At 59.0% G+C, this 21428-nt stretch carries 18 protein-coding genes; 7 read left to right on the forward strand and 11 right to left on the reverse strand.

Annotated features, from left to right (window positions below; translation table 11 throughout):
• Positions 1-51 precede the first annotated feature (51 nt).
• Both secA and mutT read left to right on the forward strand, forming a co-directional pair.
• The gene (secA, locus tag G5306_RS14765; protein WP_421313061.1) at positions 52-2772 is read left to right on the forward strand and encodes a preprotein translocase subunit SecA; all 2721 of its coding nucleotides are present in this window, start codon (positions 52-54) and stop codon (positions 2770-2772) included.
• Between the two features lie 74 nt (positions 2773-2846).
• The gene (mutT, locus tag G5306_RS14770) at positions 2847-3251 is read left to right on the forward strand and encodes an 8-oxo-dGTP diphosphatase MutT (RefSeq protein ID WP_421313062.1); all 405 of its coding nucleotides are present in this window, start codon (positions 2847-2849) and stop codon (positions 3249-3251) included.
• Between the two features lie 75 nt (positions 3252-3326).
• Here the strand turns inward: mutT and yacG are convergent, their stop codons facing one another.
• The 9 genes from yacG to G5306_RS14815 form a co-directional block, all read right to left on the reverse strand.
• Positions 3327-3521, reverse strand: coding sequence for a DNA gyrase inhibitor YacG (yacG, locus tag G5306_RS14775; protein ID WP_216952204.1), 195 nt, complete (start codon positions 3519-3521; stop codon positions 3327-3329).
• A gap of 9 nt (positions 3522-3530) precedes the next feature.
• Positions 3531-4253, reverse strand: a complete 723-nt coding sequence (zapD, locus tag G5306_RS14780; protein ID WP_216952203.1) for a cell division protein ZapD — start codon at positions 4251-4253, stop codon at positions 3531-3533.
• Positions 4254-4290: 37 nt separating this feature from the next.
• Entirely contained in the window at positions 4291-4905 is a 615-nt protein-coding gene (gene coaE / locus G5306_RS14785) for a dephospho-CoA kinase (protein WP_421313063.1), read from the reverse strand.
• A 14-nt stretch (positions 4906-4919) separates the two neighbouring features.
• Positions 4920-5792, reverse strand: a complete 873-nt coding sequence (locus G5306_RS14790; RefSeq protein WP_421313064.1) for a prepilin peptidase — start codon at positions 5790-5792, stop codon at positions 4920-4922.
• 60 nt (positions 5793-5852) lie between these two features.
• Positions 5853-7094: a type II secretion system F family protein gene (locus tag G5306_RS14795; protein WP_227341827.1), complete on the reverse strand. Its 1242-nt coding sequence runs from the start codon at positions 7092-7094 to the stop codon at positions 5853-5855.
• A gap of 129 nt (positions 7095-7223) precedes the next feature.
• A complete protein-coding gene (gene tapB, locus G5306_RS14800; RefSeq protein WP_216952199.1) occupies positions 7224-8930 on the reverse strand; it encodes a PilB family type IVa pilus assembly ATPase TapB in 1707 nt (568 codons plus the stop codon).
• A gap of 7 nt (positions 8931-8937) precedes the next feature.
• Complete coding sequence (gene tapA / locus G5306_RS14805; protein ID WP_421236042.1) at positions 8938-9381, reverse strand: type IVa pilus major pilin TapA; 444 nt, start codon at positions 9379-9381, stop codon at positions 8938-8940.
• Between the two features lie 314 nt (positions 9382-9695).
• Positions 9696-10559 (reverse strand): carboxylating nicotinate-nucleotide diphosphorylase, encoded by an 864-nt coding sequence (gene nadC, locus G5306_RS14810; RefSeq protein WP_421313065.1) that lies wholly within the window; start codon positions 10557-10559, stop codon positions 9696-9698.
• A 3-nt stretch (positions 10560-10562) separates the two neighbouring features.
• Positions 10563-11033 carry a retropepsin-like aspartic protease family protein gene (locus G5306_RS14815; protein WP_421313066.1) on the reverse strand — a complete coding sequence of 157 codons (471 nt, stop codon included), beginning with the start codon at positions 11031-11033 and terminating at the stop codon, positions 10563-10565.
• Between the two features lie 130 nt (positions 11034-11163).
• Here G5306_RS14815 and ampD point away from each other — a divergent pair, with 130 nt between their 5' ends.
• From ampD to lpdA, 5 genes are all read left to right on the forward strand, one after another.
• Positions 11164-11739 carry a 1,6-anhydro-N-acetylmuramyl-L-alanine amidase AmpD gene (gene ampD / locus G5306_RS14820; protein WP_421313067.1) on the forward strand — a complete coding sequence of 192 codons (576 nt, stop codon included), beginning with the start codon at positions 11164-11166 and terminating at the stop codon, positions 11737-11739.
• A 278-nt stretch (positions 11740-12017) separates the two neighbouring features.
• The gene (pdhR, locus tag G5306_RS14825) at positions 12018-12782 is read left to right on the forward strand and encodes a pyruvate dehydrogenase complex transcriptional repressor PdhR (protein ID WP_005336127.1); all 765 of its coding nucleotides are present in this window, start codon (positions 12018-12020) and stop codon (positions 12780-12782) included.
• A 79-nt stretch (positions 12783-12861) separates the two neighbouring features.
• On the forward strand, positions 12862-15522 hold the full coding sequence (gene aceE, locus G5306_RS14830) for a pyruvate dehydrogenase (acetyl-transferring), homodimeric type (RefSeq protein ID WP_421313068.1): 2661 nt from the start codon (positions 12862-12864) through the stop codon (positions 15520-15522).
• Positions 15523-15641: 119 nt separating this feature from the next.
• Positions 15642-17531 (forward strand): pyruvate dehydrogenase complex dihydrolipoyllysine-residue acetyltransferase, encoded by a 1890-nt coding sequence (aceF, locus tag G5306_RS14835; protein ID WP_204419767.1) that lies wholly within the window; start codon positions 15642-15644, stop codon positions 17529-17531.
• Between the two features lie 148 nt (positions 17532-17679).
• Entirely contained in the window at positions 17680-19107 is a 1428-nt protein-coding gene (gene lpdA, locus G5306_RS14840) for a dihydrolipoyl dehydrogenase (RefSeq protein ID WP_005341659.1), read from the forward strand.
• A 69-nt stretch (positions 19108-19176) separates the two neighbouring features.
• Here the strand turns inward: lpdA and G5306_RS14845 are convergent, their stop codons facing one another.
• Positions 19177-19359 (reverse strand): hypothetical protein, encoded by a 183-nt coding sequence (locus G5306_RS14845; RefSeq protein WP_128834316.1) that lies wholly within the window; start codon positions 19357-19359, stop codon positions 19177-19179.
• Positions 19360-19502: 143 nt separating this feature from the next.
• Positions 19503-21413, reverse strand: a complete 1911-nt coding sequence (locus G5306_RS14850; RefSeq protein WP_421313069.1) for a methyl-accepting chemotaxis protein — start codon at positions 21411-21413, stop codon at positions 19503-19505.
• Positions 21414-21428 lie beyond the last annotated feature (15 nt).

Below are 21428 nucleotides of genomic sequence, written 5' to 3' on the forward strand. Positions count from 1 at the left end.
TTCAGGTTCCAGTGACGGAACGCTTTATATAACCAGAAATAGTTGGTACCCATGATTAGCACACTGCTTACCAAGATTATCGGCAGCCGGAACGACAGAACGCTCAAGGCTTTGCGCAAAATTGTAAAACAGATCAATGCCATGGAGCCGCAGTTCGAGGCTCTCTCGGATGCAGAGCTGCAGGCCAAGACGGCCGAGTACCGTCAGCGTCTGGAGCAGGGCGAGACCCTGGAGCAGCTGCTGCCGGAAGCCTTCGCCACTGTGCGCGAAGCCTCCAAGCGGGTATTTGGCATGCGTCACTTCGACGTGCAGCTGATCGGCGGCATGGTGCTGAACTCCAACCGCATCGCGGAAATGAAGACCGGTGAGGGTAAGACCCTGACCGCGACCCTGCCGGCTTACCTGAATGCCCTGAGCGGCCGCGGCGTCCACGTCGTGACCGTGAACGACTATCTGGCCAAGCGTGACGCCGAGGCAAACCGCCCGCTGTTCTCCTTCCTCGGCATGACCGTGGCGTGCAACGTGCCGGGCATGGATGCGTCCCAGAAGCGTGATGCCTATGCGGCCGACATCACCTACGGTACCAACAACGAATTCGGTTTCGACTACCTGCGCGACAACATGGCGTTCTCGCCCGAGCAGCGCGTCCAGCGTCCGCTCAACTACGCGCTGGTGGATGAGGTGGACTCGGTGCTTATCGACGAAGCCCGTACCCCGCTCATCATCTCCGGCCCGGCGGAAGACAGCTCCGAGCTCTATATTCGCGTCAACAAGCTGATCCCGTTGCTGGTCAAGCAGGACAAGGAAGATACCGAGGAGTACACCGGTGACGGTCACTACACGGTAGACGAGAAGAACCGCCAGGCGCTGCTGACCGAAAACGGCCAGATCTTCGTGGAAGAGCTGCTCAAGAAAGAGGGGCTGCTGGACGAGAACGACTCCCTGTTCTCCGCCACCAACATCAGCCTGTTGCACCACGTCAACGCCGGTCTGCGCGCCCATACCCTGTTTGAGCGCAACGTCGACTACATCGTGCAGAAGGACGAGATCGTCATCGTTGACGAGCATACCGGCCGTACCATGCCGGGTCGTCGCTGGTCCGATGGTCTGCATCAGGCGGTCGAGGCGAAAGAAGGGGTCAAGATCCAGAACGAGAACCAGACTCTGGCTTCCATCACCTTCCAGAACTACTTCCGTCTCTACAACAAACTGGCCGGTATGACCGGTACTGCGGATACCGAAGCCTTTGAATTCCAGCAGATTTATGGCCTGGACACCGTGGTTATCCCGACCAACAAGCCGATGGTGCGCAAAGACATGGGCGATCTGGTCTACCTGACCGCCAACGAGAAGTATGCCGCCATCGTCAAGGACATCCGCGAGTGCGTGGAGCGTGGCCAGCCAGTACTGGTAGGTACCGTTTCCATCGAAAACTCCGAGCTGCTCTCCGGCATTCTCAACAAGGAGAAGATCCCGCATCAGGTGCTGAACGCCAAGTTCCACGCCATGGAGGCGGAGATCGTCGCCCAGGCTGGCCAGACTGGAGCGGTCACCATCGCCACCAACATGGCGGGGCGCGGTACCGACATAGTGCTGGGCGGTAACTGGCAGGCGGAGATCGCCAAGCTGGATAATCCGACCGAGGCACAGGTTGCCGAGCTGAAAGCGGCCTGGCAGGTGCGTCACGATGCGGTGTTGGCTGCAGGTGGCCTGCACATTATAGGTACCGAGCGTCACGAATCCCGTCGTATCGACAACCAGCTGCGCGGCCGTTCCGGTCGTCAGGGTGACCCGGGCTCCTCCCGTTTCTATCTCTCCATGGAAGATACCCTGATGCGGATCTTCGCCTCCGATCGCGTGACCGGCATGATGAAGAAGTTGGGCATGGAAGAGGGCGAGGCCATCGAGCACCCGTGGGTGACCAAGGCGATTGAAAACGCCCAGCGCAAGGTGGAAGGTCGCAACTTCGACATCCGCAAGAGCCTGCTGGAGTTTGATGACGTTGCCAACGACCAGCGCAAGGTGGTTTACGAGCAGCGCAACGAGTTGCTGGATACCAACGACATCTCCGAGACCATTCACGTTATCCGTGATGACGTTTATGGCGCCATCATCGATGAGTACATTCCGCCCCAGTCTCTGGAGGAGATGTGGGATGTACCGGGTCTGGAAGCTCGCCTGAAGTCCGACTTCGCCCTCGACCTGCCGCTGCAGCAGTGGCTGGCAGAAGATGACAAGCTGTATGAAGAGAAGCTGCGCGAGCGCATTCTGGACGAAGCCACCAAGCTCTATGCCCACAAGGAGGAGCTGGTTGGCAAAGAGGTGCTGCGCAACTTCGAGAAAGCGGTGATGCTGCAGACTCTGGATGGCCTCTGGAAAGAGCATCTGGCGGCCATGGATCACCTGCGTCAGGGCATCCATCTGCGCGGCTACGCCCAGAAGAACCCCAAGCAGGAGTACAAGCGCGAATCTTTCGATCTGTTCACCCAGATGCTGGAAACCCTCAAGCGCGACGTGGTCAGCATCCTGAGCCGGGTTCAGGTGCAGGAGCGCGATGTAGAGGCGATGGAAGAGCAGCAGCGCCAGCAGGCCGAGTCTGCCCCCCGTACCTACACCCACGCTGCTGCTGAGAACCAGCTGGCGGACGAAGAGGAAAGTGCTGCCGAGGGTCACACTACCTTCGTGCGCGACGAGCAGAAGATCGGCCGCAACGATCCCTGCCCGTGCGGCTCTGGCAAGAAGTACAAGCATTGCCACGGTCAGTTGACCTGATCGACCCGATGCCATAAAAGGCGGGCCCAGTGCCCGCCTTGCTATTGGTGGCAACAAGCGAACAGAGGTTATTGATGGAACAGAAAAAACGGATCTGGGTGGCCGTTGGCGTCATCGAGAACGAACGGGGTGATATCTTCATTGCCAAGCGCTCTTCCGACCGTCATCAGGGGGATCGCTGGGAGTTTCCCGGTGGCAAGGTGGAGTCCGGTGAGGATCTGCTGACTGCGCTGGATCGGGAGCTGTGGGAGGAGATCGGGATCCGGGTACAGGATTGCTCCCCCTTCATGGAACTGCATCACGACTACCCGGAGAAGCAGGTGCTGCTGGATATCTGGAAGGTAACCCGCTTTAGCGGTGAACCGTTTGGCAAGGAGGGGCAGGAGTGTTTATGGGTGCCGGTCGCCGAACTGCACAACTACCACTTCCCCGATGCCAACGGCCCGATTGTGGCGCGGCTTCAAGGCCTGCTGGCTTGAACCGGTTGCAAAAACAAGCATCAAAAAAGGGCCCATCGGCCCTTTTTTATTTTATAGCGGAGAGTGACCAGGGGCTTATAGCCACTGATCGCCCTCTTCCTGCTCTGGCAGCAGATCCGGGTTGATCTCCCCGGGTATCCGTTTCTCTTCATCAGCCCACTCGCCGAGATCGATCAACTGGCAGCGTTTGCTGCAGAAAGGTCGGAACGGACTCTGCGAGCCCCACTCCACTTCGCTCTGGCAGGTCGGACACTTTACCTTGGTGACCATAAGTACTCCTTAGCAGCAGGCGAGCTGGAATGGCACATCGCCAATCTGCTGCTCGCCCGTAGGCAGGAAGCGCAGGGCAAAACGATTCTTGTGGCCGCTCAGGGTCGGGTAGCAGAACAGATTGCCCGGCAGCTTGATGCGGATCAGCTCGGCGCTTTCGGCGGTGTCCTGGAAGAAGCCGTTGGTCGCCACCTGCTCGCTGAAGCTGCCCGATTCACGCCACAGACGCAGCAACAGGGTGATGGCGTTCATCAGCAGGGTGATGTCGCTAAGCCAGCCCTGCATCTGCTGGTGACGGGTGATGGCCGGGGTTCCGAGCCAGTGGTGCAGCTGGGGCACGTCGAAGGCACACAGACCACCCGGGATGGAGAAGCGCTGGCGAATGGAACCGAGCAGACGATCCTCTTTCAGGCGGGCTCCCGGGCGTGGCGAGTTGAGCAGGTTGCGGGAGAGCTGGCTGCTCTCTTGCTGCATCTGTTTGATCTGCTCCAGATCGACGTCGGGCAGGCTGGCCCAGTGGCTCAGACGTTGGCCGAGACGCTCCAGATCCTTGATAAGGTCAGCGCGCAAGTCACCACGCTCCAGCAGCTCCTGCAGATCGAACAGCCCTTTGAAGAAGGCGATATGGGCCCAGGATTGCTCGCTCTCCAGATTGTCGCGAATTTGGGAAAACAGGGACTCCAGACGCAGGTAGGTCCGGCTTTTTTCATTGAGGGGAAAATCGTAAATCATGCCTAATCCTGGCCAGCCATAAACCGGCCTAGTGTACTCACTGTTGACGGGGTTGTTGAGAGGCAAATGCCAGATATGTCTCGTGCAGTGCCAAAATCCGCGTTTTTATCGCCATTTCGCTGCCATTGGCGTTCTCGATGACATCATCCGCCGCAGCTAGCCGTTCTGTCCGGCTGGCCTGTGCTGCGATGATGGCTCTGGCCTGCTCGGTGCTGACGCCATCACGACGGCAGGTGCGCTCAATCTGGGTCGCTTCGTCCACATCGATCACCAGCACCCGGTCGGCGAGGCCGGTGAGTTTGTTCTCCACCAGCAGCGGCACCACCAGCAGGCAGTAAGGAGAACTGGCTGCGGCACACTGGCGCAGCATTTCACTGCGAATCAGCGGATGGAGCAGTGCATTGAGCCACTCCTTGGCCTGCGGGTCGCTGAAGACCCGCTCGCGCAGGGTGCGACGGTCGAGTTGACCGCTCGGCTCAATCACATCCGGGCCAAAATGGTCGGCGATGGTGGCAAGGGCCGGGGTGCCCGGCTCTACGACCTCGCGGGCGATCACATCGGCATCCACCACCTCGATACCCAGTTCGGCAAACTGATTGGCGATGGTGGTCTTGCCACTGCCGATACCACCGGTAATAGCAACTACAAACATGGGGGGCCTCTTGCTCAAAGCAGGGTAGAGAGATACCAGTTGGTGATGGTATCGCCCCACAGCAGGGCAATCCAGCCCGCGATGACGAGGTAGGGGCCGAAGGGGATGGGCTTGCCCTGATGGTGTTTGTGCAAGGCGATCAGGCTGATGCCGATCACGGCGCCGACCAGGGATGAGAGCAGCAATATGATCGGCAGCGCCTGCCAGCCGAGCCAGGCACCCAGCGCCGCCAGCAGCTTGAAGTCGCCATAGCCCATCCCCTCCTTGCCGGTGAGCAGCTTGAAGGCCCAGTAGAGGCTCCAGAGCACCAGATAGCCGACCATGGCGCCAATCACGGCATCCGCCAGCGGTACGAAGCCACCTGCCAGATTGAACAGCAGACCGCCCCACAGCAGGGGCAGGGTGAGCTGATCTGGCAGCAACATCTTGTCGAGATCGATAAAGGTGAGGGCCACCAATACCCAAGTCAGCAGCAGGGCGGCCAGTGTGCCCCAGCCCGGCGTTATGACCATGGCAACGGCCACCGAGAGCAGGGCGGTCAGCAGCTCTACCAGCGGATAGCGGGCCGAGATGGGCGCCTGACAGTCGCGGCAACGCCCCTTGAGCCAGAGCCAGCTCATCAGCGGAATGTTCTCGATGGCGGTAATGGGGTGACCACAGTGAGGACATGCGGAGCGCGGTACCATCAGGTTGTAGCGCTCTGGTGCGATGGCCTCTTCGTCGGGGGAGAAGTAGCTGCGATACTCGGCCTGCCACTCTCGCTCCAGCATGATGGGCAGGCGGTGGATCACTACGTTGAGGAAACTGCCGATCATCAGGGAAAAGATAAAAACCAGCGAAAAAAAGATCCATGGCAAGCCGTGAGCCAGCTCGAGAAGAAGTGTCATAACCAACCGTCAGTTATTGAATGAGTGAAGGGCATGGCTTTGGCTCCATGCCCTGATGAATCAACCCACCACGTCGCCAAGTTTGAAAATGGGCAGGTACATGGCGATAACCATGCCGCCGACCAGCACCCCGAGCACCACCATGATGAGGGGTTCCAGCAGGCTGGTAAGGCCATCGACCAGGTCGTCCACCTCTTGCTCGAAGATGGTGGCAACCTTGGAGAGCATATCATCGATAGCGCCGGACTCCTCGCCGATCATCACCATCTGGATCACCATGTCTGGGAAGAGATCGACGGTGCGCATTGCCACGTTGATCTGCATACCGGCCACCACCTCGTTGCGAATGGCCATAACGGCGGTGCGATAGACATAGTTGCCGGAGGCACCGGCCGCCGAGATGAGTGCATCCACCAGCGGGATACCGGCCGAGAAAGTGGTTGAGAGTGTGCGGGCAAAGCGGGCCATCGCCGCTTTGTGCAGGATCATACCGACTACCGGGATGGTGAGCACAAACTTGTCGGTATTGTCCCTTACCTTCTGGGAGGCGCGCCAGGCGCGCACATAGAGGAAGATGGCGAGCGCAGCTCCGCCGAAGAAGACATACCACCAGTTCTGCATAAAGCGTGAGATGCCGATGACAAACTGGGTGAACACCGGCAGCTCGGCGCCAAAGCTCTTGAAGATATCCTCGAACTGGGGGATGACGAACAGCAGCAGGATGGAAGTCACCACTATGGCCACCAGAATAACCATGGTGGGATAGAACATGGCCTTCTTGATCTTCGACTTGAGCGCTTCCGACTTTTCTCGATAGGTGGCGATACGGTCGTAGATGGTCTCCAGTGCACCGGATTGCTCCCCCGCCTCAACCAGATCGCAGTAGAGATCGTCAAAATGGCGGGGATGGCGGCGCAACGCCTCCGACATGGGGGTTCCGGTCTCAACATCGGAGGCGATCTCACCCATCAGCTCGCGCATGGCGGCTTTCTCGTGGCTGCGGGCGATGATCTGCAGGCTTTGCACCAGCGGTACGCCAGCGGAGAGCATGGTGGTGATCTGGCGGGAGATAATCGCGATATCCATCGGCTTGATCTTGGCGCCGCCCTTGGAGAAGAGCCCCTGGGATTTTTTGGCCACCTTGGTGACGTTTACCCCCTGCTTGCGCAGCTCCGCCTTGACGGTATTGATGCTGTCAGCCTGCAGCTCGCCGGAGACCTTCTGCCCCTTGCGATTGACCCCGTGCCAGCGGAAGGCGAAGACTTTTTTCGGGGTGTTGTTCTTTTTCGTTAGGGTTGCCATCTTTGCATCCTGCAATTGGGCGGATGGTCAGGGAGCCCCTGAACCATCTGACCTGATAAATATCCTCAAACGGCTTGGCACCATCTGGTCGCTTGCTGGTAGATCATCTTGCTCGCATCTTGGCGAGGTTTAATTGGTGGTGACCCGGTTGACCTCGGCCAGGCTGGTGACACCGAGCCGTGCCTTCTCCAGTCCCGAGGTGCGCAGGGTGCGCATGCCCTCTTTCTGGGCAATCGCCGCAATTTGCAGGGAGTTGGCCCCCTGCATGATCAATTTTGCGATATTTTCCGACATTAGCATGATTTCGTAGATGCCGACTCGCCCCTTGTAGCCACCGGAACACTCCTTGCAACCAACCGGTTTGAACAGTCGCAAGCCGGCTGCCAGCTGCTGCGGGGTAAAACCCAGCTCCAGCAGCTCGGCTTCCGGCACCACCTCCGGCGCCTTGCAGTGGTCGCAAAGCTTGCGGGCCAGCCGCTGGGCCATGATCAGGGTGACCGAAGAGGCAATATTGAAGGCGGGCACCCCCATATTCATCATCCGGGTCAGGGTTTCGGCAGCCGAGTTGGTATGCAGGGTTGAGAGCACCAGGTGGCCGGTTTGTGCCGCCTTTATGGCGATCTCGGCGGTTTCGAGATCCCGTATCTCCCCCACCATCACCACATCCGGATCTTGCCGCAAGAAGGAGCGCAGAGCGCTGGCAAAGGTGAGCCCCGCCTTGGGGTTGACCTGTACCTGGTTGACGCCCGGCAGATTGATCTCCACCGGATCTTCGGCGGTGGAGATGTTTACCTCGGTGGTGTTGAGAATATTGAGGCCGGTATAGAGCGAGACCGTCTTGCCCGAGCCGGTGGGGCCGGTGACCAGTATCATCCCCTGCGGTTTCGAGAGGGCTCGCAGGTACTGTGCCTTCTGGCGGTCGTCAAAGCCAAGCTGCTCGATATTGAGGCGGGCCGCCGAGGAGTCGAGCAGACGGATAACGATCTTCTCCCCCCACATGGTGGGCAGGGTGTTGACCCGCATATCCATCGACTTGTTGCGCGACAGCTTCAATTTGATGCGGCCATCCTGCGGCAGCCGCCGCTCGGCGATATCGAGCCGCGCCATCACCTTGAGGCGGGCAGAGAAGCGGTTGGCCAGATTGACCGGCGGGGTAGCGATTTCGTGCAGAATCCCGTCGATGCGAAAGCGCACCCGATACTTGAATTCGTAAGGCTCGAAGTGCAGGTCGGAGGCGCCGCGCTTGATGGCATCCATCAGGATCTTGTTGATGTACTTGACGATGGGGGCATCGTCATCGGCGGTATTGACGCTCTCGTCCAGCCTGCTGCTCTCGTCGCTTACCTCGAGGTCGGAGATCTCGGCCTCGTCGATATCCTCCATGCCGAGGGCGTCGTTTTCGCTCTCCAGCAGCTTGCCGATCGCGGCGGTAAGCTTATTCTCCTCCACCAGCAGCGCCTCGGTATGAAGGCCGAAACTGAAGCCAAAGTCCTCCAGGGCCGAGACATTGGTCGGATCCGACATGGCGATATAGAGGGTGTGGCCCTGGGTATAGATGGGCAGGACGTGGTGCTTCTCAATCAGTTTCTGATTGAGGTACTTCTGCGGGATCTCGGCCAAATCGAAGGCGGCAAGATCCAGCAGAGGTACCCCATACTCCAGCTCGCAAAAATCGGCGAGCGCCTTGCTGTCGAGGATGTCGTTTTCAATCAGAAAGGTCACAAAGGGTTTGCGCTGGGCCTTGGCCTGGCTCAGATAGCGCTGGGAATCCTCTTCACTGATCAGTGAAGAGGCGGCCAGGCTTAACGCCAGGCCGCTATTAGGGCTAGAGGTCATGTGTTAATTAGCAAACACCTGCTGCAGCGCATGTGCCGGCAGCACCTGATGGATTGGGCGTCCAAACAACATTCCCAGTAGATGTTTCACCAACCAAAATATATGTATAGTTCGTGGATAAATTTTGAGAAGTTGCAGTTATTTGGAATTCAGCACCACCAGTGCCTGCAGCTAACACAACACTTGCTACGTTACCTGCGGCACTTGGTGCGGCAGGGATACCATTGGAGCCAGCTGCTTGACAGTTTGCTGCGTTACCTGTGCTTTGGAAGCACAATTCAACAGCAGTTTTCACTGGTCCAGTTGCAGCTATTACTTCAGAAAACTTTGCCTTTTGTGTGTATGTCTGATACGCCGGCAGCGCGACGGCGGCCAAGATGGCCACGATCGCGACCACGATCATCAATTCAATAAGGGTAAAGCCTGATTGTTTCTTCATTTTGCTGTTCATGGAAAATATCCTTTTATCCTTGGTTCCTGGGAAGTGCCGGTGGAAAATCATCTGCACGTCAGTATCTTATCCGAGCTGTCAGGGGTGGCAACAGAGATTGTCCATTTTGTTAATCACACTTCTTTCATTTAGCAAAAACTTGATGCGTGTCATAAAAGAAGTGGCCTCCTATGACTCTTTCTGTGGCCGGATTAGGGTCCGTCTGTACACTCCTTTGCCGAGGGATCCTGCATAAAGAAAAGGCGCCTCTGGCGCCTTTTGCAAGTTGTTTGTCCGGTTATATCGAGTGTTTGCTCAAGCCTGTGGGGGGCGTCTCACGGTTGGATAAAGCGCATGGAGAGATCGAGTGCCCGCACATGCTTGGTCAGTGCCCCGACCGAGATAAAATCGACGCCGGTGGCGGCAAACTCGGCCAGAGTATCCAGCGTCACATTGCCGGAGACCTCCAGCTTGGCGCGGCCCTGATTGATGGCGACTGCTTCCCGCATCATGGTCACGTCGAAGTTATCGAGCATCACGATATCGGCATTGGCCGCCAGCGCCTGCTCCAGTTCTGCCAGCGATTCCACTTCCACCTCCACCGGTTTGCCCGGATTGAGATGACGAGCCTCATTAATCGCCTCGGCAATACCGCCACAGGCGAGGATGTGGTTCTCCTTAATGAGATAGGCGTCGTAGAGGCCGATGCGGTGGTTTTTGCCGCCGCCACAGGTGACCGCGTACTTCTGGGCGGTGCGTAGCCCAGGAATGGTCTTGCGGGTGTCGAGCAGGCGGCAGTCGGTGCCCTCCAGTTCAGCCACATAGCGAGCGGTGAGGGTGGCGACGCCGGAGAGGGTCTGGACAAAGTTCAGCGCATTGCGCTCGCCGGTCAGCAGCAGGCGGGCAGGGCCGTGGAGGCGGAACAGCTCCTGATTGGGGGAGAGCACCTCCCCATCCTGCACCTTCCACTCCACCTTCACGTCGCCGCCGAGTTGTACGAACACTTCATCCACCCATGGCTGGCCGCAGAACACTCCGGCCTCGCGGGTGATGACCCGGGCGCTGGCCATCCGGTTGGCCGGGATCAGCTGGGCGGTGATATCGGCACTGGCGTCCGGTTGCTCCAGCGTGGTGAGGGCATCGCCCAGATCTTCGAGTAGTGCGGCGCGCACGGCGCGGCTGACATCCTGTTGAAACATGCCTTATTCCTGCAAGGGTCTGAGCAGCAGTTGCCGCTCCTTTTGAACCAGCTCCAGCCGACCGAGGGCGTTCATGCCAACCAGCACTTCGTCACCGTCTGCCGCCGGATTGATAAAGATGGCCAGATCGTACAAGGTCAATGGCCCCATCGCCAGCGTTTCGATGGTGCCGTTGCCGACCCGGATCTGCCCCGCGGCGGTATTGACCTGGCTGCTGCCATGAGCGGTCAGGCCGAGCCGCTCGGCAACCTGCTGCGGGATGGTGATACGGGTGGCGCCGGTATCGAGCAGCAGTTGCACCGGCTGGCCGTTGATGGCACCCTCCAGACGATAGTGGCCGCTCTGGTCGGCCCGCAGCAATAGCTCGCCGCTGGCGGTGACGCTTGGTTGGTTGCGGGAGTGAAAATAGAGGGTCAGCAGGGCCATCAAAGAGAGCCAGGCCAGTAACCACATCCAGCGTGCCGTGTGCTGCATACCCCATCCATATCGAGCGGAAGATGACTCAGCCTAACATACCATTTCCCTTGGATTCAGTGAGTTGGTGCCGGATTGCCTATCAGGTATCTTCGTTTTCTCGCCATTTATCAGCCAACTCGAGTAGCCGATGACTCAACTCGCTTCGCAACCTTCTTTCTCTATCGATGCCGCAGGCTGGTGCCAGCAGGCGCGCCGAGTGCCTTCTCCCCATCACAACGAGCGGGCCGCGCCGGATGATATCTCCCTGCTGGTGGTGCATGGCATCAGCCTGCCGCCGGGGGAGTTTGGTGGCCCCTTTATCGACAATCTCTTTATGGGGCGACTCGACCCTGAGGCTCACCCCTATTTTGCCGGTATCCATCAGCTGCGAGTCTCGGCCCACTGCCTGATCCGCCGTGATGGCGAGCTGGTGCAGTATGTGCCGTTTGGCGCGCGCGCCTGGCATGCGGGAGTATCGAGCTGGCAGGGGAGGGAGGCATGCAATGACTTCTCCATCGGCATCGAGCTGGAAGGGACTGACGAAATCCCCTACACCGAGGCTCAATACCGGGCATTGGCAGGGCTCACTCGAGCTATTTCGGAGCGCTATCCGGCCATCACCCACGAAAAAATTGTCGGCCATTGCGATATCGCGCCAGGGCGCAAGACGGATCCCGGAGCCAGTTTCCAGTGGGATTACTACCGGCAACTACTAAACAGCTAAAGTAAATATTCAAATTTAGTTTGGATTTTAAAATCAATGGCTTGCCTATCTGGCAGGCCATTTTTGTCTCTGGTTGCGCAAATGTTATTTGTGAGCGAAGTCAAGAATATTGGTCAGACCATTTTCTATGAGCTAAATCATGTTTCCCCTGCTTTACCTCTTAAGTGGCAGGGCTGATTCTTGACTCAGATCATCTTTTGAGTGGACTTTTCAAAAGGCCTCTGCTAATTTTCGCCCCATCTATGAAATTGGTAATACCAATTTAACAAAGTAGCCTCATGCCCTATCGCAAGATTACGCAACCCAAGTTGGCCGACTCCATTGTCGCCGAGCTGGAACAGATGATTCTGGAAGGCAGCCTGCAGCCGGGACAGAAATTGCCTCCCGAGCGGGAACTCGCCATCCAGTTTCAGGTATCGCGCCCCTCCCTGCGCGAAGCCATCCAGCGACTGGAAGCGCGCGGATTGCTTTATCGCCGTCAGGGCGGCGGCACTTATGTGCAGAATGCCCTGAGCAAGGGGATCGCCGATCCTCTGTTCGAACTGCTCAGTACCCACCCGGAAGCCCAGTATGACCTGCTGGAGTTTCGCCACGCGCTGGAAGGCATCTGTGCCTACTACGCGGCCTTGCGGGGAACCGGGTCTGATTTCGAGCGTATTCGTCAGGTGCAAACCACTATCGAAGAGGCGGGCCAGCTGGGCTCGCTGGTGGCCGAATCGGCAGCCGTGACCCAGTTCTATCTGGCGGTGGCCGAGGCGTCCCACAACGTGGTGCTGCTGCACCTGCTGCGGGCCATGAGCCCGATGCTCGAACAGAACATTCTGCAGAATAACGAGATTTTGAATCGCCGCCCGGGAGTGGTAGCCAAGATACGTCGCCATCGCGCGAATCTGATCGAGGCTATTCTTTCGGGGGCTCCGGAGCGGGCCAGAACAGCTTGTCATGAGCATCTGGCCTTTATCGAGGACACCTTGTTGGATATGCAGAGGGAAGACAGCCGGATCCAGCGATCCATGCGTCGGATCCGTCAGCAGGAAAACTAATCCCACAAGGCTTTATTGTCGAATGCTTGCGCCCTTCGCCGTGCAATGCCGTGCAATCACAACAAAATAGGAACCAGCCATGTCTGATATCCTGAAGAACGATGTGGACCCGATAGAAACGCTGGAGTGGCTTGCCTCTCTGGAATCCCTGCTGCGTGAAGAGGGTCCCCAACGCGCTCAGTTCATCCTTGAACAGTTGGCCGAGAAAGCCCGCGCAAGCGGTGTGGACGTGGCTGCCAAGGCAAACCGCGATTACATCAACACCATCCCGTCCAGCGAAGAGCCGGACTACCCGGGCGACCTGGAGATGGAGCGCCGCATTCGCGCCATCATCCGCTGGAACGCCATGATGATCGTGCTGCGCGCCTCCAAGAAAGACCTGGACCTGGGCGGTCACATGTCTTCCTTCGCTTCTTCTGCGACCATCTATGATGTCTGCTTCAACCACTTCTTCCGTGCTCGCAACGAGAAGGATGGTGGTGACCTGGTTTACTTCCAGGGTCACATCTCCCCGGGTATCTATGCCCGTGCCTTCGCCGAAGGTCGTCTGACCGAAGAGCAGCTGGACAACTTCCGTCAGGAAGTGGATGGCAAGGGTATCCCTTCCTATCCGCACCCGAAACTGATGCCGGACTTCTGGCAGTTCCCGACCGTCTCCATGGGTCTGGGCCCTATCGCCGCCATCTATCAGGCTCGTTTCCTGAAGTACCTGACCGACCGTGGCATCAAGGATTGCTCCGAGCAGACCGTTTACGCCTTCCTGGGTGACGGCGAGATGGACGAGCCGGAAGCCAAAGGTGCCCTGACCGTTGCCGTGCGTGAAAAGCTCGACAACCTGGTATTTGTGGTTAACTGCAACTTGCAGCGTCTGGATGGTCCGGTTGTCGGTAACGGCAAGGTCATCAACGAGCTGGAAGGCCTGTTCGCTGGCGCCGGTTGGGACGTGACCAAGGTGATCTGGGGTCGCAAGTGGGATGAGCTGCTGAAGAAAGACACTTCCGGCAAGCTGATCCAGCTGATGAACGAGACCGTGGACGGTGACTACCAGACCATGAAGTCCCGCGACGGTGGCTACATCCGCGAGCACTTCTTCAACCGTTATCCGGAAACTGCCGCGCTGGTCAAAGACATGACCGACGAGGAGATCTTCGCTCTGAACCGCGGTGGTCACGATCCTCGCAAACTGTTCGCCGCATTCAACAAGGCGACCCAGACCAAGGGCAAGCCGACCGTTATTCTGGCCAAGACCATCAAGGGTTACGGCATGGGTGAAGCGGCTGAAGGCAAGAACATCGCTCACCAGGTCAAGAAGATGGAGCTGGACTCCGTGCGTCACCTGCGTGACCGCTTCAACCTGCCGGTGGCCGACGAGCAGCTGGCCGATCTGCCGTACCTGAAGATCGAAGAGGGCAGTGAAGAGCACAAGTACCTGCATGCTCGTCGTGCAGCCCTGAAAGGCTATCTGCCGACCCGTCTGCGCGAAAGCACCACCAAGCTGGAAATCCCGGCGCTGGATGCCTTCGGCCCGCTGTTGGGCGAGCAAGCGCGCGAAATCTCCACCACCATGGCGTTCGTGCGTTCCCTGAACGTGATGCTGAAAGACAAGTCCATCGGCAAGCGCATCGTTCCGATCCTCGCTGACGAAGCCCGTACCTTCGGTATGGAAGGTCTGTTCCGCCAGATCGGTATCTACAGCCCGCACGGTCAGCAGTACACCCCGCAAGACCGCGACATCGTCTCCTACTACAAGGAAGACAAGCAGGGTCAGGTTCTGCAAGACGGTATCAACGAGCTGGGCGCCATGTCCTCCTGGCTGGCTGCTGCGACCTCTTACAGCACCAACGATTGCCCGATGATCCCGTTCTACATCTACTACTCCATGTTCGGCTTCCAGCGGATCGGCGACATGGCGTGGGCAGCCGGTGACCAGCAAGCCCGTGGCTTCCTGCTGGGTGCAACCTCCGGTCGTACTACCCTGAACGGCGAAGGTCTGCAGCACGAAGATGGTCACAGCCACATCCTGGCGAACACCATCCCGAACTGCATCTCTTACGACCCGTCCTATGCCTATGAAGTGGCGGTGATCGTACAGGACGGCCTGCGCCGCATGTACGGTGAGAACCCGGAGAACGTGTTCTACTACATCACCACCCTGAACGAGAACTACGCCATGCCGGCCATGCCGGAAGGCGCCGAGGAAGGCATCCGCAAGGGTATCTACAAGCTGGAATCCGTCGCCGGTGCCAAGGCGAAAGTTCAGCTGCTGGGTTGTGGTTCCATCCTGGGTCACGTGCGCAAGGCTGCCCAGATCCTGGCCAGCGAGTACGGCATCGGTTCCGATGTGTTCAGCGTCACCTCCTTCAACGAGCTGGCCCGTGACGGTCAGGACGCGGATCGCTGGAACATGCTGCACCCGACCTCTGAAGCGCGTGTTCCCTACATCGCTCAGGTACTGGGTTCCGAAGCCACCATCGCTGCGACCGACTACATGAAGTCCTTCGCCGATCAGGTTCGCGCCTTCGTTCCGACCGAGAACTACCGCGTGCTGGGTACCGACGGTTACGGCCGTTCCGACAGCCGTGCCAACCTGCGTCGTCACTTCGAAGTGAACGAGTTCTACGTGGTGGTTGCTGCTCTGACCGAACTGGCCAAGCGCGGCGAGGTAGACAAGCAGGTTGTGGCCGACGCCATCGCCAAGTACGGCATCGATGCCGACAAGGTCAACCCGCTGTACGCGTAAGTGGATCAAGGGTCGCGCCGTCATGCGGCGTGACCCTGCCAGGATTTAAAACGGTTAACGCGAGATGTGCGTGGCGGCATCAACCCGTCACGCGGATCGACGCAAGAGGATAAAGCACAATGTCCAAACAGATTATGGTGCCGGATATCGGCGCCGATGAAGTTGAAGTCACCGAGATTATGGTGGCCGTGGGTGACAAGGTCGAGCTGGACCAGTCCATCATCGCGGTAGAAGGCGACAAGGCCTCCATGGAAGTACCGGCCCCGTCTGCCGGTATCGTTAAAGAGATCCTGATCAAGGTAGGCGACAAGGTTGCCACCGGTTCCCAGATCATGATCTTCGAAGCCGAAGGCGCTGCCGCCCCTGCTGAAGTGGCTGCACCGGCTGCCGCTGCTCCGGCCGCCGCACCTGCCGCTGCCGTGCGCAAAGATGTGCACGTACCGGACATCGGTGACGACGAAGTGGACGTGACCGAGATCATGGTTGCCGTGGGCGACATGGTTGAAGCCGACCAGTCCATCATTGCCGTGGAAGGTGACAAGGCCTCCATGGAAGTGCCAGCGCCGTTTGCCGGTCGCGTGGTCGAGATCAAAGTTGCCGCTGGTGCCAAGGTCTCTACCGGTTCTCTGGTGATGGTATTTGAAGTGGCTGGCGCTGCGCCTGCTGCCGTTGCTGCTCCGGCTCAAGCTGCCGCGCCCGTGGCTGCTGCCCCGGTTGCCGCCGCTGCCAAAGAGGTCAATGTACCGGATATCGGTGGCGACGAAGTGGAAGTCACCGAGATCATGGTTGCCGTGGGTGACAAGGTTGAAGCTGACCAGTCCCTGATCGCCGTGGAAGGTGACAAGGCCTCCATGGAAGTGCCTGCGCCGTTCGCCGGTGTGGTCAAAGAGATCAAGGTGAAGGCGGGTGACAAGGTCTCCACCGGTTCCCTGATCATGGTATTCGAAGTGGCTGGCGCTGCTCCTGCCGCCGCGCCGGTTGCTCAAGCTGCCGCCCCGGTCGCTGCAGCCCCTGTTGCCGCTGCTCCGGCTCCGGTTGCTCAGGCTGCTGCCGCTGCGACCGATTTCGTTGCCAACGACGCTTATGTACACGCCTCTCCGGCGGTACGCCGTCTGGCGCGCGAGTTTGGCGTCAACCTGGCCAAGGTGAAGGCCTCCGGTCGCAAGGGCCGCATCGTCAAAGAAGACGTGCAAGCCTACGTGAAGGATGCCATCAAGCGTGCCGAGTCCGCTCCTGCCTCTGCCGGCGTAGCCGGTGGCAACGGTCTGGGCGTACTGCCGTGGCCGAAAGTAGACTTCAGCAAGTTCGGTGATGTGGAAGAGGTCGAGCTGACTCGGATCCAGAAGATCTCCGGTCCGAACCTGCACCGCAACTGGGTCATGATCCCTCATGTCACCCAGTTCGACGAAGCCGATACCACCGAGCTGGAAGCGTTCCGCAAAGAGCAGAACGCGATGCTCGAGAAGCAGAAGGCTGACGTGAAGATCACCCCGCTGGTGTTCATCCTGAAAGCCGCCGCCAAGGCGCTGGAAGCTCACCCGCGCTTCTGCAGCTCCCTGTCCGAAGATGGCAGCAAGCTGATCATGAAGAAGTACATCCACATCGGTGTGGCGGTAGATACCCCCAACGGTCTGGTTGTGCCCGTGGTGCGCGATGTTAACAAGAAGGGCATCATGGAGCTGTCTCGCGATCTGGCCGAGATCTCCAAGAAGGCCCGTGCCGGCAAGCTGACCGCTGCCGACATGCAGGGCGGTTGCTTCACCATCTCCAGCCTGGGTGGCATCGGCGGTACCAGCTTTACCCCGATCGTCAACGCGCCGGAAGTGGCCATCCTCGGTGTTTCCAAGTCCGAGATGAAGCCGAAGTGGAACGGCAAAGAGTTCGCGCCGCGCCTGATGCTGCCGCTGGCTCTGAGCTACGACCACCGCGTGATCGATGGTGCCGATGGGGCTCGCTTCATCACCACCATGAACGGCGTGCTGTCCGACATTCGTCGACTGGTCCTGTAAGTGAGAGGGCGGGCCCAGAGCCTGCCCTTTTTACTTCTCATTTCATTAACATGATCGTAAACTTGCCCCGTTTTTTTCACGGCTGCAGCCACCCGTTTCGGTATAAGACTGCGCTGTCCGGGGATATAAGAACGACAAAGAGGTCATGATGAGTAAAGAAATCAAAACCCAGGTCGTAGTACTGGGTGCTGGCCCTGCCGGTTATTCCGCTGCTTTCCGTGCAGCCGATCTGGGTCTGGATACTATTATCGTCGAGCGTTACTCCACCCTGGGTGGCGTCTGCCTGAACGTGGGCTGCATCCCCTCCAAGGCGCTGCTGCACGTTGCCAAAGTGATTGAAGAAGCCAAGGCGCTGGCCGAGCACGGCATTGTCTTCGGTGCACCGCAGACCGACATCGACAAGATCCGTCTGTGGAAAGAGAAGGTTATCAACCAGCTGACCGGCGGTCTGGCTGGCATGGCCAAGATGCGTAAAGTTCAGGTTGTTAACGGCTTGGGTAAATTTACCGGCCCGAACACGCTCGAAGTGACCGGGGAAGACGGCAAGACTACCGTGACCTTCGACAACGCCATCATCGCGGCCGGTTCCCGTCCGGTGAAGCTGCCGTTCATCCCCCACGATGACCCGCGCGTATGGGACTCTACCGATGCGCTGGAGCTGAAAACCGTTCCCGGCAAACTGCTGGTTATCGGTGGCGGCATCATCGGTCTGGAGATGGGTACCGTTTACTCCTCTCTGGGTTCCGAGATCGACGTGGTGGAATTTGCCGACCAGCTGGTTCCGGCTGCCGACAAAGACATCGTCAAGATCTATACCAAGCGTGTGGCCAAGAAATTCAACATCATGCTGGAGACCAAGGTCACCGCAGTTGAAGCGCGCGAAGACGGCCTGTACGTCTCCTATGAAGGCAAGCACGCCCCGGCCGAGCCGGTTCGTTACGACAACGTGCTGGTTGCCGTAGGCCGTGTGCCGAACGGCAAGATGCTGGATGCCGAGAAGGCAGGCGTTGCCGTGACCGAGCGCGGTTTCATCGAGGTGGACAAGCAGCTGCGTACCAACGTGGCCCACATCCACGCCATCGGTGACATCGTGGGTCAGCCGATGCTGGCACACAAAGGTGTTCACGAAGGTCACGTTGCCGCCGAAGTGATCGCCGGCAAGAAGCACTACTTCGACCCGAAAGTGATCCCGTCCATCGCCTATACCGAGCCAGAGATGGCATGGGTTGGTCTGACCGAGAAGGAAGCCAAGCAACAGGGTCTGAACTTCGAAGTCGCCACCTTCCCGTGGGCTGCTTCCGGCCGCGCCATTGCGTCCGACTGCTCAGACGGTATGACCAAGCTGATCTTCGACAAGGAGAGCGGCCGCGTCATCGGTGGTGCCATCGTGGGTACCAACGGTGGTGAACTGCTGGGTGAAATCGGTCTGGCCATCGAAATGGGTGCGGACGCCGAAGACATCGCGCTGACCATCCACGCTCACCCGACTCTGCACGAGTCCGTGGGTCTGGCTGCCGAAGTGTTCGAAGGCTCCATCACCGACCTGCCGAACGCCAAGGCCAAGAAGAAAAAGTAATCTTCTGCCAGCTTCATGAAAGAGCCGCTCGAATGAGCGGCTTTTTGTTTTTGGGATTTGGCGCAGAGGTTAGCAACGCCCCTTTTTGGCCTGACCGGGCGGGCAGAAGGTGCCATAGCCGCCACTGCTGCCATCCGAGACTCGAATGCGGGTGTCATCGACGCTCACATCCGCCCCGTGTACCCGCACCGGCCCGTTGCTGCAGGCGCTGAGCACTCCTCCCAGCAACACCATCACTATCAGTTTGCCCATAACTCCTCCTCATATTTCCCTGATTATGAGGCATTTCGAGAGCCGCATAACGGCGGTTGAATGGCCGTGCGTCACCGTTTGCCGTGGCTATGACAGAGGGCGCCGCAGCGCCCTCTGGTGAGTCTTCATAAGTGGGATGCAGACTACAACCGGAAGTTGCCAACCAGCTTGTCCAGCTGACCGGAGAGCTGCTGCAGGCTGCGGCTGGACTCGGTCAGCTGGTGGGCGATATCGGCGGTCTCCATGGTGAGCTGGTTGATATCTTCCACGTTGCGGTTGATCTCGCCGACTACACTAGACTGCTCCTCGGTGGCGGTGGCGACCTGGATATTCATGTCGTTGATCTGGGTGATGTGGGCGGTGATCTGTCCGAGGGCGGCGTTGGCCTCATCGGCCTGGCTCACCACCTCCAGACTCTGGTTGCGCCCCTGTGCCATGGCGCTGACGGCGCGGGCACTCTGCTCCTGCAAGCGGTTGATCATCCCCTGGATCTCGGCAGTCGATGCGGCGGAGCGGTTGGCCAGATTGCGCACTTCATCTGCCACCACGGCGAAACCGCGACCCTGTTCACCGGCGCGAGCAGCCTCGATAGCAGCGTTCAATGCCAGCAGGTTGGTCTGCTCCGAGATGCTGCGGATGGTTTCGAGGATGCTACCGATGGAGTCGGTCTGGCTCGCCAGCGACTCGATAACCCCTGCCACCTGCTCAATCTCGCCGGAGAGGTCGACGATGCCGTGGCGCGCCTGCGCTACCACTACTGCCCCTGCATCGGCCTGATCGTTGGCCTGTCTGGCTACTTCGGCTGCCAGCGAAGCGTTACCGGCGATCTCGCTCACCGTGGCCCCCATTTCGTGGATGGCGGTGGCCACCTGTACGGTGCGATCGCGCTGGGCAGTACAGTTGTGCTGGGTCAGCTGTGCCTTGTTGGCCACCTCGTTGGCGGTGGCCGCGAGCTGGCGGGAGTTCTCTGCCACCTGCTCGATGGAGCCGTGGATCTTGGCGACGAAGTTGTTGAAGCCGGTGGCGACCTGACTCAGTTCGTCACGTCCTTCCACCTTGAGGCGCTGGGTGAGATCCCCATCGCCGCTGCCCAGCTCCTTGAACAGGCGGGCCAGCTCGTTGAGCGGGCGGCTGACCGAACCTGCCAGCAGCATCCCCATCAGCCCCATGACCAGCGCAATCACCAGCGAGATCATCAGGATCTCGTTGCGGGTCTGATCCAGCTCGGCATAGATCTCGGCTTCTGGCACCTGGGCCACCAGATACCAGTCGAGCAGCGGGATATAGCTACTGGCCAGTACCATGGGCTCGCCATTGACTTCGGCGTTGATAACGGCAAAGGGACGTTTGGCCAGCAGGCTGCCGGTATCACCGCTGGCAATGTTGCCAAGGGTGTCACGCTCGATGCGGTTGGCCTCGGGGTGCAGCTTCACCTTGCCGCTGCCATCGACCATAAAGACGATGCCGCTCTCTTCCAGCCGGAAGTTGGAGACCATGGTCACCATGGTGTCGAGGGATTTGGCAAAGCCGGCCAGCCCGCGCCCGTTGAGCTGCTGGAAGTTGACGAACAGCTTCACCTCGCCGTTGCTCTCGCGGAAGATGCTGAGGGTCATCTCCTTCTGGCTCTTGGTGTAGTCATAGAACCAGGCATCTTGCGTGGGGGTCAGGTTGCGCAGAAAGCCATCCTGGTTGTAGTAGGCGGCACTCTGGCGATCGGCGAAGGAGGCAGTCACCAGACCATACTGGTTGGCCACATCCTTGAGCTGGTTGATGAGGATTGGCTCCTGCTCTTTGGGCATGCCCCGCTCCACCCAGTCGAGGATGAAGCGGTCGGTGGCCAGTTGGCGGGCGGCCTGGGCGATGCCGTGGAGATCCTGTTCAATCTCCTTGCTGATCCGCTGGGTCAGGTTGGGGAGCTCCTGCTCGAACATCCGGTTTTCGATCAGTTGCTGGGCCGAGCGTTGGCTGAAGTAGCCTACCAGCAGGCAGGAGACGACCACGGCCAGGGTGACCGTGGCCAGTATTTTCTGTTTAAGAGTGAGGGTTGCCAGCATAAAGGTGCTCAAAAG

The sequence above is a fragment of the Aeromonas sp. 603404 genome (assembly GCF_049171775.1).
Classification (GTDB): domain Bacteria; phylum Pseudomonadota; class Gammaproteobacteria; order Enterobacterales; family Aeromonadaceae; genus Aeromonas; species Aeromonas veronii_A.

Excerpts from the sequence above, each read along its gene's own strand:
- secA (WP_421313061.1), top strand. The coding sequence starts at position 52 with ATGATTAGCACACTGCTTACCAAGATTATCGGCAGCCGGAACGACAGA.
- mutT (WP_421313062.1), top strand. The coding sequence starts at position 2,847 with ATGGAACAGAAAAAACGGATCTGGGTGGCCGTTGGCGTCATCGAGAAC.
- yacG (WP_216952204.1), bottom strand. The coding sequence starts at position 3,521 with ATGGTCACCAAGGTAAAGTGTCCGACCTGCCAGAGCGAAGTGGAGTGG.
- zapD (WP_216952203.1), bottom strand. The coding sequence starts at position 4,253 with ATGATTTACGATTTTCCCCTCAATGAAAAAAGCCGGACCTACCTGCGT.
- coaE (WP_421313063.1), bottom strand. The coding sequence starts at position 4,905 with ATGTTTGTAGTTGCTATTACCGGTGGTATCGGCAGTGGCAAGACCACC.
- G5306_RS14790 (WP_421313064.1), bottom strand. The coding sequence starts at position 5,792 with ATGACACTTCTTCTCGAGCTGGCTCACGGCTTGCCATGGATCTTTTTT.
- G5306_RS14795 (WP_227341827.1), bottom strand. The coding sequence starts at position 7,094 with ATGGCAACCCTAACGAAAAAGAACAACACCCCGAAAAAAGTCTTCGCC.
- tapB (WP_216952199.1), bottom strand. The coding sequence starts at position 8,930 with ATGACCTCTAGCCCTAATAGCGGCCTGGCGTTAAGCCTGGCCGCCTCT.
- tapA (WP_421236042.1), bottom strand. The coding sequence starts at position 9,381 with ATGAACAGCAAAATGAAGAAACAATCAGGCTTTACCCTTATTGAATTG.
- nadC (WP_421313065.1), bottom strand. The coding sequence starts at position 10,559 with ATGTTTCAACAGGATGTCAGCCGCGCCGTGCGCGCCGCACTACTCGAA.
- G5306_RS14815 (WP_421313066.1), bottom strand. The coding sequence starts at position 11,033 with ATGCAGCACACGGCACGCTGGATGTGGTTACTGGCCTGGCTCTCTTTG.
- ampD (WP_421313067.1), top strand. The coding sequence starts at position 11,164 with ATGACTCAACTCGCTTCGCAACCTTCTTTCTCTATCGATGCCGCAGGC.
- pdhR (WP_005336127.1), top strand. The coding sequence starts at position 12,018 with ATGCCCTATCGCAAGATTACGCAACCCAAGTTGGCCGACTCCATTGTC.
- aceE (WP_421313068.1), top strand. The coding sequence starts at position 12,862 with ATGTCTGATATCCTGAAGAACGATGTGGACCCGATAGAAACGCTGGAG.
- aceF (WP_204419767.1), top strand. The coding sequence starts at position 15,642 with ATGTCCAAACAGATTATGGTGCCGGATATCGGCGCCGATGAAGTTGAA.
- lpdA (WP_005341659.1), top strand. The coding sequence starts at position 17,680 with ATGAGTAAAGAAATCAAAACCCAGGTCGTAGTACTGGGTGCTGGCCCT.
- G5306_RS14845 (WP_128834316.1), bottom strand. The coding sequence starts at position 19,359 with ATGGGCAAACTGATAGTGATGGTGTTGCTGGGAGGAGTGCTCAGCGCC.
- G5306_RS14850 (WP_421313069.1), bottom strand. The coding sequence starts at position 21,413 with ATGCTGGCAACCCTCACTCTTAAACAGAAAATACTGGCCACGGTCACC.